Annotated in this window: 15 protein-coding genes; all 15 read right to left on the bottom strand. The window is 71.7% G+C overall.

The window, feature by feature from the left end; translation table 11 throughout:
* Positions 1–65 precede the first annotated feature (65 nt).
* Entirely contained in the window at positions 66–1088 is a 1023-nt protein-coding gene (locus IE95_RS0112725) for a polyprenyl synthetase family protein (RefSeq protein WP_030151999.1), read from the bottom strand.
* Positions 1085–2881: an NADH-quinone oxidoreductase subunit NuoN gene (gene nuoN / locus IE95_RS0112730; protein ID WP_030152000.1), complete on the bottom strand. Its 1797-nt coding sequence runs from the start codon at positions 2879–2881 to the stop codon at positions 1085–1087. The genes IE95_RS0112725 and nuoN overlap by 4 nt, the downstream gene beginning before the upstream one ends.
* Positions 2878–4443 carry an NADH-quinone oxidoreductase subunit M gene (locus tag IE95_RS0112735; RefSeq protein WP_030152001.1) on the bottom strand — a complete coding sequence of 522 codons (1566 nt, stop codon included), beginning with the start codon at positions 4441–4443 and terminating at the stop codon, positions 2878–2880. Before IE95_RS0112735 ends, nuoN begins: the two co-directional genes overlap by 4 nt.
* 7 nt (positions 4444–4450) lie before the next feature.
* Positions 4451–6490 (bottom strand): NADH-quinone oxidoreductase subunit L, encoded by a 2040-nt coding sequence (gene nuoL, locus IE95_RS0112740; protein ID WP_051703075.1) that lies wholly within the window; start codon positions 6488–6490, stop codon positions 4451–4453.
* A gap of 10 nt (positions 6491–6500) precedes the next feature.
* Complete coding sequence (nuoK, locus tag IE95_RS0112745) at positions 6501–6800, bottom strand: NADH-quinone oxidoreductase subunit NuoK (protein WP_030152003.1); 300 nt, start codon at positions 6798–6800, stop codon at positions 6501–6503.
* 1 nt (position 6801) lies between these two features.
* Positions 6802–7647: an NADH-quinone oxidoreductase subunit J gene (locus IE95_RS19005; RefSeq protein ID WP_420819393.1), complete on the bottom strand. Its 846-nt coding sequence runs from the start codon at positions 7645–7647 to the stop codon at positions 6802–6804.
* 47 nt (positions 7648–7694) lie between these two features.
* Positions 7695–8363, bottom strand: coding sequence for an NADH-quinone oxidoreductase subunit NuoI (gene nuoI, locus IE95_RS0112755; RefSeq protein WP_051703076.1), 669 nt, complete (start codon positions 8361–8363; stop codon positions 7695–7697).
* Positions 8356–9813, bottom strand: coding sequence for an NADH-quinone oxidoreductase subunit NuoH (nuoH, locus tag IE95_RS0112760; protein ID WP_084690228.1), 1458 nt, complete (start codon positions 9811–9813; stop codon positions 8356–8358). Before nuoH ends, nuoI begins: the two co-directional genes overlap by 8 nt.
* Complete coding sequence (locus IE95_RS0112765) at positions 9810–12569, bottom strand: NADH-quinone oxidoreductase subunit G (RefSeq protein ID WP_030152007.1); 2760 nt, start codon at positions 12567–12569, stop codon at positions 9810–9812. The genes nuoH and IE95_RS0112765 overlap by 4 nt, the downstream gene beginning before the upstream one ends.
* Positions 12569–13903: an NADH-quinone oxidoreductase subunit NuoF gene (gene nuoF, locus IE95_RS0112770; RefSeq protein ID WP_036571999.1), complete on the bottom strand. Its 1335-nt coding sequence runs from the start codon at positions 13901–13903 to the stop codon at positions 12569–12571. The genes IE95_RS0112765 and nuoF overlap by 1 nt, the downstream gene beginning before the upstream one ends.
* Before the next feature lie 11 nt (positions 13904–13914).
* Entirely contained in the window at positions 13915–14754 is an 840-nt protein-coding gene (gene nuoE, locus IE95_RS0112775) for an NADH-quinone oxidoreductase subunit NuoE (RefSeq protein ID WP_030152009.1), read from the bottom strand.
* Positions 14751–16100: an NADH-quinone oxidoreductase subunit D gene (locus IE95_RS0112780; protein ID WP_030152010.1), complete on the bottom strand. Its 1350-nt coding sequence runs from the start codon at positions 16098–16100 to the stop codon at positions 14751–14753. Before IE95_RS0112780 ends, nuoE begins: the two co-directional genes overlap by 4 nt.
* Positions 16097–16801 carry an NADH-quinone oxidoreductase subunit C gene (locus tag IE95_RS0112785; protein ID WP_030152011.1) on the bottom strand — a complete coding sequence of 235 codons (705 nt, stop codon included), beginning with the start codon at positions 16799–16801 and terminating at the stop codon, positions 16097–16099. The genes IE95_RS0112780 and IE95_RS0112785 overlap by 4 nt, the downstream gene beginning before the upstream one ends.
* An 89-nt stretch (positions 16802–16890) precedes the next feature.
* On the bottom strand, positions 16891–17442 hold the full coding sequence (locus IE95_RS0112790) for a NuoB/complex I 20 kDa subunit family protein (protein ID WP_030152012.1): 552 nt from the start codon (positions 17440–17442) through the stop codon (positions 16891–16893).
* A gap of 25 nt (positions 17443–17467) precedes the next feature.
* Complete coding sequence (locus tag IE95_RS0112795) at positions 17468–17830, bottom strand: NADH-quinone oxidoreductase subunit A (RefSeq protein WP_030152013.1); 363 nt, start codon at positions 17828–17830, stop codon at positions 17468–17470.
* Between the last annotated feature and the right edge of the window lie 81 nt (positions 17831–17911).

The following is a 17911-nucleotide window of genomic DNA, read 5'->3' on the forward strand; positions in this document are numbered from 1 at the left end:
GCCGGACCCGTGGGTCCTGCGCACCGCCCTCCGGCCGTGTCTCGAGCCCTCCCGGCGAGGCGGAGTCAGGCCGCGCGGTCCGCCAGTGCCTGGGCGAACGCGACCAGGGCCTCCTTGACCGGCCCGGTGGGCAGCGGCTCGAGCTCGTCGATCGCTGCGCGCGCCCACCCGACGGCGAGCGTCCTGGTCTCACCGAGGACCTCGTGGGCCCGCAGGGCCGCGACCGCGGCCGCGAGCTCCTCGTCCCCCGACAGGTCCGAGTCCAGGAGGTCGACCAGGGCGGCGTCGGCGGTCGTGCCCGACCCGGCCGCGACACGGGCGCGCAGCAGCAGGGCCGGCATGGTCGGCACCTTCTCCCGCAGGTCCGTGCCCGGGGTCTTGCCGGACTCCGCGCCCGACGACGCGAGGTCGAGCACGTCGTCGGCGAGCTGGAAGGCGACGCCGAGCTTCTCGCCGTACTCCGCGACGACCTCGACGACGGACTGGTCGCACCCGCCGAACATCGCACCGAGGCGTGCCGACGTCGCCAGCAGCGACGCGGTCTTGTCCGCGAGGACACCCAGGTAGTGCTCGACGGGGTCGTCCGACGCCGAGGGGCCCGTCGTCTCGTGGAGCTGGCCGAGGCACAGGCGCTCGAAGGTGCGCGCCTGGATGAGCACGGCCTCGGGTCCCAGTGCCGCGACCGTCGACGCCGCGCGGGCGAAGAGCAGGTCGCCGATGAGGATCGCGACGGAGTTGCCCCACACGGCGTGCGCCGACGGAGCGCCGCGGCGCACGGGCGCGGAGTCCATGACGTCGTCGTGGTAGAGCGAGGCCAGGTGGGTGAGCTCGACGACGACGGCCGCCTCCACCACCTCGGGCCTGGCGCCGTCGCCGAGCTCCGCGCACAGCAGCGCGAGGAGCGGGCGCAGACGCTTGCCGCCGGCGTTGACGAGGTGGCGGGACGCGGAGTCCGCGAGCCCGTCGGAGTGCGCGACGGCGTCGCTCAGCCTCGCCTCGACTGTCGTGAGGCGGGCGGTGAGCGTCGCGGCGAGCTCCGGATCGGTCAGGGGGATCGCCGTCGTGGAGACGGGTGGCACAGTGGTCACGGTCTGAACTTAGCCGCCTCGAAGGCCAGATCGAGAACCGAGGAGGGCAAAACGCCGAGAAGGATGACGCCGATCACACAGATCGTGAGGGCGATCGTCGTGAATCCCTCCGACCGGACGACCGTGACGCGGCTCGCGAGCGCGGCCACGGAGCCCCCCGGTCCACCCGTCGCTCGCGTCGCCTCGGCGCCCGGCTCCCGGTCCGCGCCCGTCGAGGGCGAGGGCGAGGGCGAGGGCGTGAAGAACATCAGCACGATGACCCGCACGTAGAAGAAGACCGCGACGGCCGAGGCCAGCACACCGATCAGGGCGAGCGGCCAGGCGCCCACCGCGACCGCCGACTGGAAGGCCGTGAACTTCGCGATGAAACCCGCCGTGAGCGGGATCCCGGCCATCGACAGGAGGAAGAGCGCGAACGCGCCCGCGAGCCACGGGCTCCGCTTGCCCAGCCCGGCCCACTCCGTGAGGTGCGTGGCCTCGCCCAGGACGACTCCGCCGTCGGGCGACGTGCCGGAGGAGTCTGCGGACCCGCCCGTCCCGGCACCCGACACCGCGCCGACCGTCGCGAGCTCCGCCTCGGCGGGGACCACGACGGGCTGCGGGGCACGCTCGCGCACGAGCGTCACGACCGCGAACGCGCCCACGGTCGCCAGGCCGTACGCCAGGAGGTAGAACAGCAGCGCCCGGACCCCGAACCCGCTCAGCTCGCCGAACCCGACGAGCGCCACGACCAGGAAGCCCGCGTGCGCGATCGACGAGTACGCGAGCAGGCGCTTCATGTCGGTCTGGATGACCCCGATCACGGTCCCGACGATCATCGTCAGGATCGCGACGACCCACAGCGCGATCACGAGCTTCTCCTGGAGGTCGGCGGGCAGCGCCTGCCCGACGACGTACAGCACGCGCAGGAGCGCCCCGAAGGCCGCCGCCTTGGTGCACGCCGCCATGAAGCCCGTGACGGGCGTGGGAGCGCCCTGGTAGACGTCGGGCGTCCACGAGTGGAACGGGGCCGCGCCGACCTTGAACAGCAGCCCCGTGAGCACCATGACGAGGCCGAGCAGCACGAGGCCCGTCATCCCGTCGAGTCCGCCGCCCTCCAGGAGCGCGCCGCGGACGTCCGCGAGGCGCACCGAACCGGCGAAGCCGTACACGAGCGCCACGCCGAAGATGAAGATCGCCGACGCGAAGGCGCCCAGGAGGAAGTACTTGAACGACGCCTCCTGCGACAGGAGCCGACGGCGCCGCGCGAGCGCCGTGAGCACGTACAGCGGGAGCGAGAGCACCTCGAGCGCGACGAACATCGTCAGCAGGTCGCCCGTCGCGGGGAAGATCATCATGCCGCCGACCGCGAAGAGCACGAGCGGGAACACCTCGGTCTGCTCGAGGCCGCGACGGCGCGCGAGGTCCTCGTACGCCGAGCCCGGCACGGCCGCGGCCGTGGGCGCGAACGCGTCCTGCTTGGTCGAGGTGCGGTCCGCGATCACGAGCGTCGCCAGGAGCGCGAGGACCACGACGATCCCCTGCACCGCGAGCCCGAACGGGTCGACGACGAGCGCGCCGCCCAGGACCCGCACGCCGTTCTGCGCGAGCACGTCGGGCCAGAGCAGGACGATCGACGTGAGCGCCCCGGCCAGCGCGGCGAGCGCGAGCACGACCTGCACGACGCGGCGGGCGCGGTCGGGCACAAAGGCCTCGACGAGCACCCCCACGACGCCGGCGCCCAGGACGACGAGGACCGGGACCAGGTAGGCCCACTCGATCACGGGGGCCACGAAGGCGGCTGCGGGGGTCACGAGTCGCTCCCTTCAACGCTGAGGAGATCAGGGGTGGTGGGCGGGTTCTCGACCCCCACGGCCGTCATGGTCACGTCCGCGGGCTCGCGCACCAGGTCGAGCGCGGGAGCCGGGTAGAAGCCCAGGACGAGCAGGGCCACGACCAGGGGTGCGACGACCCACTTCTCGCGCGCCCCGAGGTCCGGGGTCCCCACGAGGTCGTGCGGGGTCTTGCCCGTGAAGACCTTCTGGTACGTCAGCAGGACGTACAGGGCTGCGAGGACCACGCCGAGGACGGCCACGAGAGCTGCCGGGTGGCTGCGGGAGAACGTCCCCACGAGCACCATGATCTCCGAGACGAACGTCGACAGGCCCGGCAAGGACAGGGCCGAGAGGCCCGCCACGAGGAACGTCCCCGCGAGGACCGGCGTGACCCGCTGGAGCCCGCCGTAGTCGGCCAGGCGCTGCGAACGCGCCGGGTGCCGTGCGACGAGGAACCCGGCGAGCAGGAACAGCGCGCCCGTCGAGATCCCGTGGTTGAACATGTAGAACGACGCCCCGGAGACGCTCAGCGACGTGAACGAGAAGATCCCGAGGACGATGAACCCGAAGTGCGACACCGAGGTGTACGCGATGAGCCGCATGATGTCGCTCTGGCCGATCGCCATGAGCGCGCCGTAGAGGATCGAGACGACCGCGAGCACCACGACCACGGGGGCCGCCCACTGGCTCGCGTTCGGGAAGAGCGGCAGGCACAGGGTCAGCATGCCGAACGTGCCCACCTTGTCCAGGACACCCACGAGCAGCGTCGAGGTGCCCGCGGGGGCGTGCTCGGCGGCGTCGGGCAACCAGGTGTGGACCGGGAAGAGCGGCGCCTTGATCGCGAACGCCAGGAAGAAGCCCAGGAAGAGCAGCCTCTCGGTGGTCACCGCCAGCGGGTTCACCGCGAAGTGGTCGACCAGGTTCTGCGTCAGGAAGCCCTGCTCACCGCCCGGACCGTTGAGGTACAGCGCGATGACCGCGACGAGCATGACGAGCCCGCCCGCGAGCGAGAACAGCAGGAACTTCACGGCCGCGTAGCGCCGCTGCGCCCCGCCCCCGAACCCGCCGATCATGAAGTAGACCGGGATCAGCATGGCCTCGAACAGCACGTAGAAGAAGAACACGTCGCGGGCCACGAAGACCGCGACCATGAACGCCTCGAGCAGCAGCACGAGCCCCAGGTAGTGGCGGAGCTTGGCGAGGTCGCCGTCCTGCTCGCGCCACGCCGCCAGGATCACGAGCGGGACCAGCAGGACCGCGAGCCCGACCAGCAGGAGCGCGACGCCGTCGGCCCCCACCGCGTAGCTCACGCCGAGCTGCGGGATCCACGCGTGCGTCTCGGCGAGCTGGTACGTGCCCGCGTCCGAGGTGTCGAACGCGCTGATCGCGAGGCCCAGGAGCACGAGCTCGGCGAGGCCGAACACGACCGCCACGGTCCGCAGGTGCTTGCGCGCCGACGTGGCGCCCAGCCCCCAGACCGCGGCCGCACCGACGAGCGGCAGGACGATCAGGAGTGTCAGCCAGGGAATCTCGGTGGTCATCGGTCCCTCAGCTCCCTGTTCCGGTGGTCACGGCGAGGACCACCGCGACGATCACGATCAGGCCGGCGAGCATCGTCGCCGCGTACGACCTGACGAATCCGTTCTGCATGCCGCGCAACTTCTCCCCTGTCGCGCCGACGAGGCCGGCCAGACCCATCCAGCCGCCGTCGACCATCTGCCGGTCCCCGTAGACGAGGGACCGCGTGAGGTACTGCCCGGGCCGCATGAACACGGCCTCGTTGACCTGGTCCTGATAGAGGTCCTTACGGGCCGCGCGGGTCAGGACCGCACCGTGCGGCGGGACGATCGGGACACGGGACACCGCGAACTGGCGCCAGGCCAGGAGCACGCCCAGCAGGACGAGGACCAGGGTCAGCACGATGAGCGACCACACCGGCAGCACCGGTTCGGCGTGCTCCGCGTGGCCCGTGACGGGCGCGAGCCAGTCGACGAACACGTTGCCGATCGCGAGCAGCCCGCCCAGGGCCACCGAGCCCACCGCGAGGACGATCATGGGCGCCGTCATGAGCGCGGGCGACTCGTGCGGGTGCCGCACGGGCCCGTCGGTCGAGAGCGGCCCCGTGGGGCTGCCCGACCCGTCGTTCCAGCGCTTGTGCCCGTGGAAGGTCATGAAGAACAGGCGCGACATGTAGAACGCCGTGATGCCCGCTCCCAGCAGCGCGACGCCGCCGAAGACCCACGCGCGCCACTCCTGGCCGTCGATCGGCACGAACGCCGCCTCGATGATCTTGTCCTTCGACCAGAACCCGGAGAAGGGCGGGATGCCGAGGATCGCGAGCCAGCCCAGGCCGAACGTGACCCACGTGACCTTCATGTACCTCGACAGCGCACCGAAGCGCCGCATGTCGACCCCGTCGTCCATCCCGTGCATGACCGACCCCGCACCGAGGAACATCCCGGCTTTGAAGAAGCCGTGCGTCACGAGGTGGAAGATCGCGAACGCGTACCCGATGGGCCCCAGCCCGGCCGCGAGCATCATGTAGCCGATCTGCGACATGGTCGAAGCGGCCAGGACCTTCTTGATGTCGTCCTTGGCGCAGCCGACGACCGCCCCGAACAGGAGCGTGACCGCACCGACGAGGACCACGACGAGCTGCGCCGTCGGGGCCCCTTCGAAGACGGGCGCCGAGCGGACGACCAGGTAGACGCCCGCGGTGACCATGGTGGCCGCGTGGATGAGCGCCGAGACGGGCGTGGGGCCTGCCATGGCGTCACCGAGCCACGCCTGCAGCGGGAACTGCGCCGACTTGCCGCACGCGGCGACCAGGAGCGCGAGGGCGATCGCGGTCAGCAGCGCCGTGCCCGCCTCCGGGGCGTCGGCGAAGACCGTCGCGAAGTCGACCGCGCCGAAGCCCGCGAACATCAGCATGAGCGCGACGATCAGGCCGAGGTCGCCCACGCGGTTCATGATGAACGCCTTCTTGGCCGCCACGGCGTTGGCCCGCTCGTGGTTCCAGAACCCGATCAGCAGGTACGAGGCCAGGCCCACGCCCTCCCAGCCGACGAACAGCACGAGGTAGGAGTCCGCGAGGACCAGGACCAGCATGGCGGCGACGAACAGGTTGAGGTACGCGAAGAACCGGCGCCGGTCCTTGTCGTGCTCCATGTACGCGACCGCGTAGACGTGGATGAGCGTGCCCACGAACGTCACGAGCAGCACGAACGTCATGGACAGCGGGTCGAGGCGCAGGCCCACCCCGACGTCGAGACCGCCCGCGGCGATCCAGTCGAAGAGCCGGTGGTCGACCACCCGCTCGTCCGCGGGCAGGCCCAGCATCGAGAAGAACACGACCAGCGCGACGACGAACGCGCCGCCCGACATGAGCACCCCGAACCACGCGCCCCAGCGGTCGCTGCGCCGCCCCGCGAGCAGCAGGACCGCGGCCCCCAGCAGCGGCAGCAGGATCAGCAGCGGGCCGAGCAGGAACGGTCCCGGCACGACCGTCGAGGCCGGGACGACCTCCTGGGTCGGCAGCGACGCCGGCACCAGGTGCGCGAGGGCAGGAAGCAGAGTCACCGTTGGCATGCCTGCCCTCTCAGTTCTTCAGCAGGTTGACGTCGTCGACCGAGGCCGAGCGGCGGGTACGGAAGATGGCCACGATGATCGCGAGCCCCACGACGACCTCGGCCGCCGCCACCACCATCACGAAGAAGGCGATGACCTGGCCGTGGAGGTCCCCGTGCATGCGGGCGAACGTCACGAACGTCAGGTTGGTGGCGTTGAGCATGAGCTCGATGCCCATGAAGACGATGATCGCGTTGCGTCGCAGCAGCACGGTCGTCGCGCCGATCGCGAAGAGGATCGCGGCGAGCACCAGGTAGTTGGTCAGGTCCACGTCAGCTCTCCTTCCCGGGCTCGATCGTCGGCCCGGTCGTCGACCCGGTCGTCGGGACCTCGCCCGAGAGGTCCGCTGCGGCCTCCTCGTCGGTGGGCGCCGTGAGCTCGGGGAAGCGCCGGGCCGTCAGCTCGGGCTCGTGCTCGGCGAGCACGGCCCGCTCCCTGGCGAGGATGTGCCCCGCGGAGCGCTCCTGCCCGCGGATGCGCAGGATGCGCGAGACCGAGTGCTCGATGGGCCGTCCCTGCGGGTCGAGCGCGGGGGTGTCCATCGCGTTGTTCTGCGCGTAGACGCCCGGCGCAGGCAGAGGGGTCAGGAGCCCACCCTCGGCGAGCGCGGCGACCTTCGCGTCGGAGATCTGCCGCTGCCCGACGCGCGGCACGAGCCGGCGCCGGTGCGTCAGGACGAGCGCCGCGATCGCCGCGGTCACGAGCAGGATGCCGACGACCTCGAGCGCGAACACGTAGTCGGCGAACAGGATGCGGGCGAGCGCGACCGGGTTGGACTCGGCGTTGGCCGCCGTGAGCCCCACCGAGGGCGGGAACGTCGCCTGCGCGATGACGCCCACCAGGATCGAGCCGAGGCCCAGCCCGAGCAGCACACCGATGGCGCGCTGGCCGCGGATGGTCTCGACGAGCGAGTCCGACGCGTCGACGCCCACGAGCATGAGCACGAACAGGAAGAGCATCATGACGGCGCCCGTGTAGACCACGATCTGCACGACGCCCAGGAACGCCGCTTCCTGCGCGATGTAGAGGATCGCGAGGCTGATCATGACGAACACGACGCAGATCGCGGCGTGCACCGCCTTGCGGGCGAACAGCAGGCCGAGCGCGGCCAGCACCATGAGAGGGGCGAGGACCCAGAACAGGACGACCTCTCCCCCGCTGACGGTCACCGGACCACCTTCCGGACCTCGGGGCGCCGTGCGGCGGCGGGGTCCTCGACGGGCGGCAGGGTGGGGTCGTCGGGCCGGTGCTCGCGCACCCAGTCGATCTGCTCGGGCACGGGCCCGGTCACCTCTCCCCGGTAGTAGTCGGTGTCGGTCGTCCCGGGCACCATGGGGTGCGGGGCGGCGAGCATGCCCTCGCGCAGCGGCGCGAGGAGGTCTTCCTTCTCCCAGATCAGCCCTTCACGGGTCGGTCCGGTGAGCTCGTACTCGTTGGTCATCGTCAAGGCCCGCGTGGGGCACGCCTCGATGCACAGACCGCAGAAGATGCAGCGCAGGTAGTTGATCTGGTAGACGCTGCCGTAGCGCTCGCCGGGCGAGCGGTGCGCGCCGTCGGGGAGCGCGGAGTTGTCCGCTCCCTCGACGTAGATCGCGTCCGCGGGGCACGCCCAGGCGCACAGCTCGCACCCGATGCACTTCTCGAGGCCGTCCTCGTACCGGTTGAGCTGGTGGCGACCGTGGTAGCGGGGCTTGGTCGGCACCTTCTCGAACGGGTACTGCTCGGTCACGGTCGGCTTGAACATCGAGGAGAACGTGACCCCGAATCCGGCGACGGGCGCGAGCAGCCCGCCGAGCCCCTTGCGCTGGGGGATCAACGACTCGTAGTCAGCCACGGGGGGCCTCCTCGTCCTGGGCGTCGGGAGCTGCGGGGCCGCCGCCGGGTGGCGGGCTGCCCTCGGGGACCAGGCGCCGGGCGCGGCGCGAGGCACTGGGCAGGGACTGGCCGGGCAGCGGCGGGACGGGGAAGCCGCCCGCGAAGGCGTCGAAGGGCTCGGGCGAGGCGGTGGCCGCCTTGCGGTAGGGCGAGCCGCCCGACGGCGTCGCTCCCCCCGCCGCGTCGGTTCCCCCTCCGGGTTCCTTGCGTGCAGGCCACAGGAAGATCGCGAGCATCGCGACGGCGAACAGCGCGCCGGCGGCGATCAGGATCGTGCGGTTGTCGACGTCGCCGAAGCGGATCATGCCCTGGACGACCGCGAGCACCACGATCCAGGCGAGCGCGGCCGGGATGAGGATCTTCCAGCCGAACTTCATGAACTGGTCGTAGCGCAGGCGCAGGAGCGTCCCACGGACCCACACGAACACGAACATGAAGGCCCAGACCTTGGCGAGGAACCAGAGGATGGGCCACCAGCCCTCGTTGAACATGCCGTCGTTGATCGCGGACAGCGGCCAGGGTGCGCGCCACCCACCCAGGAAGAGCGTGGTCGCCACGGCCGAGACGTTGATCATGTTGATGTACTCGGCGAGGAAGAACCAGGCGAACTTCATGGACGAGTACTCGGTCATGTAGCCCGACACGAGCTCGCCCTCGGCCTCCGGGAGGTCGAACGGCAGACGGTTGGTCTCGCCGATCATCGCGATGATGTAGATGACGAAGCTCGGGATGAGGATGAGCGCCCACCAGACCCTCGTCTGGGAGTCGACGATCTCCGAGGTGGACATCGAGCCGGCCATGATGAACACGCTGACCAGGGCGAGGCCCATCGCGAGCTCGTAGCTGATGACCTGGGCCGTCGAGCGGACCGCGCCGAGCAGCGGGTAGGTGGAGCCCGACGACCAGCCGCCCAGGACGATCCCGTACACGCCCACCGAGGCGCACGCCAGGACGTAGAGCACCGCGACGGGGAAGTCGGTGAGCTGTGCGGGCGTCGAGTAGTCGGTGAACGGGATCGTGACGTTCGGGCCGAACGGGATGACGGCGAACGTCAGCAGCGAGCAGAACACCGCGATCATGGGCGCCAGGATGTACACGAACTTGTCCGCCTTGGAGACCGTGAGGTCCTCCTTGAGCAGCAGCTTCATGGCGTCCGCGAGCGACTGGAGCAGGCCGAAGGGGCCGTGCACGTTGGGTCCGGGGCGGACCTGCATGCGGGCCACGACCTTGCGCTCGAACCAGATGGCGATGAGCACGCTCGTGAGCAGGAACACGATGATGAGCACGGCCTTGACCAGGTAGGTCCAGCCGTTGTCCTGCGAGAAGTCGGCCGAGATCCCGGGCACGCCCGGGGTCTCGGAGACCAGGGCCGCCTCGGAGACCAGGGCGAGGTTCAGCAGGCCGGTCATGATGCTCCCCCGTCGGTGTGCTGGGTGGACTCTGCGGACTCCGCGGTCCGTGCCACGGAAGCGGACCCGGCGGACCCGGCGGGCTCGATGCGCACGAGCGCCCCCGGAGCCACACCGAGGTCACGGTGGACCGTCGACCCCTGCGAGCCGAGCGGGAGCCACACGACGTGCTCGACCATGTCGGTGATCACGACCGGCAGCTCGATCGACCCGCGGTCGGTCGAGACCCGCACGACGTCACCCTCGAAGAGGTCGGCCGCGGCGGCGGTCGTCGCGGACAGCCGGGCGACGGGCCGCTTGGCGGTGCCGGCGAGGAACCGCTCGCCGTCCTGCCCGCGTCCGGCGTCGAGCAGGAGGCGCCACCCTGCGAGCACCGCGGTGCCCGGTGCGACGGCCGGCGGCTCGGCGGCGGGCTCGACGGGCGCCGCCGAGCGCTCGCCGTCCCAGGTGCCGAGCTGGTCGATCTCGTCCCGGACCTCGCCGACCGTGCGGGTCCCGAGCGTGACGCCCGCCGCGTCGGCGAGCGCGTCGAGGACGCGGTGGTCGGGCATCGCGGTCGTGGCGAGCGCGGCCTCGAAGGTCCGCACGCGGCCCTCCCAGCTCACGAACGCCCCGGCCTTCTCGACCGGCGGCGCCACGGGCAGGACCACGTCCGCGAGCTCCGTGACGTCGGAGGCACGGACCTCGAGGGACACGACGAACCCGGCGGCCCCCAGCGCCCGGCGGGCGTGGTCGGGGTCGGGCAGGTCGTCGGTGTGCAGACCGCCCACGAGCACCCCGTCGAGCTGGCCCACGGACAAGGCGTCGAGGATGCCGCCCGTGTCGCGACCGGGCGCCTCCGGGAGGTGCTCGACGCCCCAGGCGACGGACACGTCGACCCGCGCGGCGGCGTCGGGCACGGGGCGTCCGCCCGGGAGGAGACCCGGCAGCGTCCCGGCCTCGACCGCGCCGCGCTCCCCCGCCCGGCGAGGGACCCACGCGAGGCGTGCCCCGGTGCCCTCGGCGAGACGCACGAGCGCCGAGTACCCGCCGGGCACCCCGGCGAGACGTTCGCCGACGAGGATCACGGCACCGGGCTGCGCGAGCGCGTCCCGCAGGGCCGCGACCTCGACGGGCTCGTCGACCGACTCGGGGACGTCGGGCCCCACGGCCCCGTCGTGGCCGAACAGCGTCTGCGTGCCCGAGGCGAGCACCGTGAGCCACTCGGCCTCGGTACCCGGGGCGGCGCGCAGGAGCGTGCCGTCGAGGCGCTGCACGCCGCGGCTCGCGAAGGGGGCGAGCGAGAAGACCCGCAGGCCACGCTTCTGGACGCCCTTGCGCAGCCGCAGGAACGTGACGCCGGCCTCCTCCTCTGCCTCGAGGGCCACGAGGAGCACCGCGGGGGCCTTCTCGAGCTCGTCGAACGTCACGCCCAGGCCCGTGCCCGCGACGCGGTGGGCCAGGAAGTCGGCCTCCTCGGCCGAGTGCACGCGGGCGCGGTGGTCGACGTCGTTGGTGCCCAGGACGACGCGGGCGAACTTGCCGTACGCGTAGGCGTCCTCGACCGTCAGGCGACCACCGGGGAGCACCCCGACGCCCCCTGCCGCGCGGGCCTGCGCCAGCCCGTCGGCCGCGACCTCGAGGGCCTCGGCCCAGCTCGCGGGGCGCAGCTCGCCGCGCGTGACACGGCCCTCGGCGTCGACCTCGCGGTCGCGCACGAGCGGGTGGGTCAGGCGGTCCGGCGCGTCCTGCCAGTGGAACGCGAAGCGGTCCTTGTCGGTGATCCACTCCTCGTTGACGAGCGGGTCCTCGCCCGACAGCCGCCGCAGCACCACGCCGCGACGGTGGTCGATGCGGATCGCGGACCCGCACGCGTCGTGCTCGCCCACGCCCGGGGTCGAGACCAGGTCGAACGGCCGCGACCGGAACCGGTACGCGGCGCCCGTCAGCGCGCCCACCGGGCAGATCTGCACGGTGTTGCCGCTGAAGTAGGACGCGAACGGGCGGCCCGACTCGTCCTCGAGCGCGGCCCCGACGGGGGCCTCGAACCCGGACTGCGCACCGTAGGGCAGCGCGCCCGCGGGGGCAGCCTGCCCGGTCTCGCCGTCGGCGAAGCCCAGGACGCGCGCGTCGTAGCGACCGATCTGCTGCTGCGCGCCGCGCTTCTGCAGGTCGATGAACGCGTCGCCCGCGATCTCCGCGGAGAACCGGGTGCACCGCTGGCACAGGACGCAGCGCTCACGGTCGAGCAGGATCTCGGTCGAGATCGCGATGGGCTTGGGGAACGTGCGCTTGACGTCGACGAAGCGGCTCGTCGCGCGCCCGTTGCTCATGGCCTGGTTCTGCAGGGGGCACTCGCCGCCCTTGTCGCACACCGGGCAGTCGAGCGGGTGGTTGATGAGCAGGAGCTCCATGACGCCGTGCTGCGCCTTGTCGGCCACCGCGGACGTGTGCTGCGTCTTGACGACCATCCCGGGCGTGGCCTCGAGCGTGCACGAGGCCTGCGGCTTGGGCATGGGGCGGACGTTGCCCTCGCGGTCGGGGGTCGCGACCTCGACGAGGCACTGGCGGCACGCACCTGCGGGGGCGAGCAGCGGGTGGTCGCAGAACCGCGGGATCTGGATGCCGACCTGCTCGGCGGCACGGATGACGAGGGTGCCCTTGGGCACGGCCATCTCGATGCCGTCGATCGTGAACGACACGTCGTCGGGGCGGGCGGGGGGCTTCGTGCCTCCCGCCGCGACCGCGCTCGACGGGCCGGGCGTCGTGGTCGTCATCAGTGCGCTCCTGCTGTCAGGGCCTGCGGGGCACGCCGGGGCGTGTAGTCGAACAGGGCCGCGGCCGACGGGTCGAACGGGCAGCCGTGCCCGGTGATGTGCGCCTCGAACTCCTCACGGAACAGCGCGATGCTGCTCGTCACGGGCGAGGTGGCACCGTCCCCGAGCGCGCAGAACGCGCGGCCGAGGATGTTGTCGCACGTGTCGAGCAGGACGTCGAGGTCGCCCTCGGTGCCGGAGCCCGTCTCGATGCGGCGCAGGATCTGCTTGAGCCAGTACGTCCCCTCGCGGCACGGCGTGCACTTGCCGCACGACTCGTGCGCGTAGAAGTCCATCCACCGGCTCACGGCTCGCACCACGCACGTGGTCTCGTCGAAGATCTGCAGCGCGCGCGTGCCCAGCATGGAGCCCGCCGCCGCGACCGACTCGTAGTCGAGCGGGGTGTCGAGGTGCGCGTCGGTGAACAGCGGCGTCGAGGACCCGCCGGGCGTCCAGAACTTCAGGCGGTTGCCGCCGCGGATCCCGCCGGCCATGTCGAGGAGCTCGCGCAGCGTGATGCCCAGGGGCGCCTCGTACTGGCCCGGGCGCACCACGTGGCCCGACAGCGAGAACAGCCCGTGGCCCGCCGAGCGCTCGGTGCCCATGCTCGTGAACCAGTCGGCGCCCTCGGTGACGATCGCCGGGACGCTCGCGACCGACTCGACGTTGTTGACCACGGTGGGCCGCGCGTACAGGCCCGCGACTGCGGGGAACGGGGGCTTGAGGCGCGGCTGGCCGCGCAGGCCCTCGAGCGAGTCGAGCAGCGCGGTCTCCTCGCCGCAGATGTACGCCCCGGCGCCCGCGTGGACCGTGACGTCGAGGTCGAAGCCCGAGCCCTGGATGTTCTTGCCCAGGTACCCGGCCGTGTAGGCCTCCTCGACGGCTCGCAGCAGGCGGCGGTACACGTGCAGGACCTCGCCGCGCACGTAGATGAACGCGTGGTCGCACCCGATCGCGTAGGACGTGATGGCCACACCCTCGATCAGGAGCTGGGGGCTCGCGAGCATGAGCGGGATGTCCTTGCAGGTCCCCGGCTCGGACTCGTCGGCGTTGACGACGAGGTAGCGGGGTCCGCCGTCGGGCGCGGGCAGGAAGCCCCACTTCATGCCCGTGGGGAACCCGGCGCCGCCGCGGCCGCGCAGGCCCGAGTCCTTGACGACCTGCACGACGTCCGCGGGCGGCTGCGCGAGGGCCTTCGCGAGGCCCTGCCAGCCGCCGCCGGCGACGTAGGCGTCGAGGGTCCAGGAGCGGTCCGCGTCCCAGGTCTCGCTGAGGATCGGGGTCAGCGGGTCGATCGTCTGCTCGCTCACGGCTGCTTCCCCTTCGAGGCGTCGGGCGTGGCGCCCGTGGCGTCGGCGGGCGTGGTGGGCGTGCGCTCGGCGCTGGACTGCTCCTGCCCGACGGCGGAGGCGCCCGCCGTGGCCGCCGCGCCCGCGTCCGTGGCTGCCCCGTCGACCTGCTCCGGGGCCGTACCACCGGGTGCGGTCCAGCCGTGCTCACGCGCCAGGCGGAGCCCGGCGAGCGTGGGACCGCCGGCCCCGACGCCCTCGTCCGCGCGGCCGTCGGAGAACCCGGCGAGCACGCGGCTCATCTGCTTGAACGTGCAGACCGAGGCGGCGCCGCGCGTGGGGGCGACGTCCTCGCCCGCCCGGAGCCGGTCGGCGAGCTGCGTGGCGCCCGCGGGGGTCTGGTTGTCGAAGAACTCCCAGTTGACCATCACGACGGGCGCGTAGTCGCACGCCGCGTTGCACTCGACCCGCTCGAGGGTGATGGCCCCGTCGTCGGTCGTCTCGTCGTGCCCGACGCCCAGGTGCTCCGAGAGCTCGTCGAAGATCTCGTCGCCGCCCATGATCGCGCACAGCGTGTTGGTGCACACGCCCACGGTGTAGGTGCCGTTGGGGTGGCGCTTGTACTGCGTGTAGAAGGTCGCGACGGCCGACACCTCGGCGGCCGTGATGCCGAGCTGCTCGGCGCAGAACGCGATGCCGTCGCGCGAGACGTAGCCGTCCTGCGACTGCACCAGGTGCAGCATGGGCAGCAGCGCCGACCTCTTCTCCGGGTACCGGGCGATGATCGCCGCGGTGTCCGTGGCGAGACGCGCGTACGTCTCCTCGTCGTATCCGGACCTTCTGGCCTCGAGCGTCATCGGTCCACCCCTCCCAGCACCGGGTCGAGCGAGGCGACCGCGACGACGACGTCGGCGACCTGGCCGCCCTCGCACATCACGGCGACCGCCTGCAGGTTGTTGAACGAAGGATCACGGAAGTGGGCCCGGTAGGGGCGCGTGCCGCCGTCGGACACCAGGTGCACGCCGAGCTCGCCGCGCGGGTGCTCGACCGACTGGAACACCTGGCCGACCGGGACCCGGAAGCCCTCGGTGACCAGCTTGAAGTGGTGGATCAGGGCCTCCATCGAGGTGCCCATGATCTCGCGGATGTGGTCGAGCGAGTTGCCCTGGCCGTCCGCTCCGACCGCGAGCTGCGCAGGCCAGGCGATCTTCTTGTCGGCGACCATGACGGGCTGGCCCGCCGTGGCCTCGAGGCGTTCGAGGCACTGCTCGACGATCCGCAGCGACTGGTAGCACTCCTCGAGGCGCAGCACGACCCGCGAGTAGCAGTCGGCCTCGTCCGAGGTGGGGACGTCGAAGTCGTACGTCTCGTAGCCGCAGTACGGCGCGGCCTTGCGCACGTCGTACGGCAGGCCCGTCGAGCGCAGCACCGGACCCGTGATCGCGAGCGCCATGCAGCCCGAGAGGTTGAGGTGCCCGACCCCCTGGAGGCGCCCCTTGAAGATCGGGTTGGCGAGCATGAGGTCGCCGAGCTGGCCGAGGTAGCCGCGGATCAGCGGGTCGGCCTTGCGGATCTGGGCCACGACGTCCGGCGGGACGTCCTGCGCCACACCGCCGGGGCGCACGTACGCGTGGTTCATGCGCAGGCCCGTGACGGCCTCGAAGACCCGCAGGATCTCCTCGCGCGCCGTGAAGGAGATGGTCATGACGGTCGTCGCGCCCATCTCGTTGCCGCCCGTGCCCAGGCAGACCAGGTGGGACGCGATCCGGTTGAGCTCCATCATGAGGACGCGGATGATGCTCGCGCGCTCGGGCACGTCGTCCGTGATCCCGAGGAGCTTCTCGACCGCGAGGCAGTACGCCGTCTCCTGGAACAGGGGGGCGAGGTAGTCCATGCGGGTGCAGAACGTGACCCCCTGGGTCCAGGTCCTGTACTCCATGTTCTTCTCGATGCCCGTGTGCAGGTAGCCGACGCCGCAGCGGGCCTCGGTCACCGTCTCGCCGTCGATCTCGAGCATGAGCCGCAGCACGCCGTGCGTCGACGGGTGCTGGGGGCCCATGTTGACGACGATGCGCTCCTCGCCGAGCTGGGTGGCTTCTGCGGCGATGTCCGCCCAGTCGCCGCCCGAGGCCTCGAAGCTGGGGATGCCCGGGTCGAAGTCCCCGTACGGCGCCTTCGTGGCGTGGGGGGTGGTGGTGCTCACGAGTACGACCTCCTCTGGTCCGGCGGGGGCACCGTGGCGCCCTTGTACTCGACCGGGATGCCGCCGAGCGGGTAGTCCTTGCGCTGCGGGTGGCCGGGCCAGTCGTCGGGCATCTCGATGCGGGCGAGGGCCGGGTGGCCGTCGAACACGATCCCGAAGAAGTCCCACGTCTCGCGCTCGTGCCAGTCGTTGGACGGGTAGACCGACGTGGTCGACGGGATGTGCGGGTCCGCGTCCGGGACGGCGACCTCGAGGCGCAGGCTGCGCCCGTGGGTCACCGACGTCAGGTGGTAGACGGCGTGCAGCTCGCGGCCGACGTCGTGCGGGTAGTGCACGCCGCTCACGCCCATGCTCAGCTCGAAGCGCAGGTCCTGCTCGTCGCGCAGAGCGCGGGCGACCGTCACGACGTGGTCGCGGCGCACGTGCAGCGTGAGCTCGGCGTGGCGCCCCGGGGGGTCCACCACGACCTGCTCGACCGCGTCCTCGAACCGCACACCGCCCTCGGCGAGGACCTCGGCCAGGACGTCGACGGCCTCGTCGAACCAGCCGCCGTAGGGGCGCGCGCTCGGCCCGGGCAGCACCACGGGCCGCACGAGCCCGCCGTACCCGGAGGTGTCGCCCGAGCCCGTGGCCCCGAACATGCCCGTGCGGACCTCGACGACCTCGAGCGGCTCGCGTCCGCCTGCCTCGGGTCCCGCCACGAGCTTCTCGCCGGGTACGTCCCCCTGGGCGACCTTCTCGCGTGCGACGTCGTCGGCCGGGCGACCGCCCGGTCCGTCGTGGGTGCTCGTCACCGCAGCAGTCCCTTCATCTGGAACGTCGGGGTCGCCTCGAGCGCTGCGGCCTCGGCGGCCTTGGCCGCCTCGCGCCGGTTGACGCCGAGCGGCTCGGACTGGATCTGGTCGTGCAGCGCGAGGATCGCGTTGATGAGCATCTCCGGACGCGGCGGGCAGCCGGGCAGGTAGATGTCCACCGGCACGATGTGGTCGACGCCCTGGACGATCGCGTAGTTGTTGAACATGCCGCCGCTCGACGCGCACACGCCCATCGACAGCACCCACTTGGGCTCGGACATCTGGTCGTAGACCTGGCGCACCACGGGCGCCATCTTCTGGCTCACGCGACCTGCGACGATCATCAGGTCGGCCTGCCGCGGCGAGGCCCGGAAGACCTCCATGCCGAAGCGGGACAGGTCGTAGCGCGACGCGCCGGCCGCCATCATCTCGATGGCGCAGCACGCCAGGCCGAACGTCACCGGCCACAGCGACGCCTTGCGGAAGTACCCCGCGAGGTTCTCCACGCTCGTGAGCAAGAAGCCCGAGGGAGCTTCCTCGATCCCCATCTGCGTTCTCCCTAACTGGTTCCGGCTAGTCCCACTCGAACCCGCCACGGCGCCATTCGTAGACGAACGGCACGGTGATCAGGGCGAGGAAGCTCAGCATGGCGACGAGCCCGAAGGTGGCAAGGACCGTGAAGTCCACCGCCCACGGGTAGAGGAAGACCACCTCGATGTCGAAGATGATGAAGGTCATCGCGACGAGGTAGTACTTGATCGGGAAGCGCCCTCCCCCGACCGCGTGCGGGGTGGGCTCGATGCCGCACTCGTACGCGTCGAGCTTGGCGCGGTTGTACCGCTTGGGGCCGATCACGGCGCTCGCGGCGACGCCGCCGAGAGCGAGGACGGCGCCGATGCCCATCAGGACGAGGACGGGCACGTACGGGTTGGTCATCGGTCTGCTCTCCGGGGGGTGCGCGGGGGCGTGTCGAGAGTGCTGCCGGCGGGCGACCGCGCGGGACGGCGTGGGCCCGGG

Origin of the sequence: Oerskovia turbata (assembly GCF_000718325.1) — a bacterium.
Classification (GTDB): Bacteria; Actinomycetota; Actinomycetes; order Actinomycetales; family Cellulomonadaceae; genus Oerskovia; species Oerskovia turbata.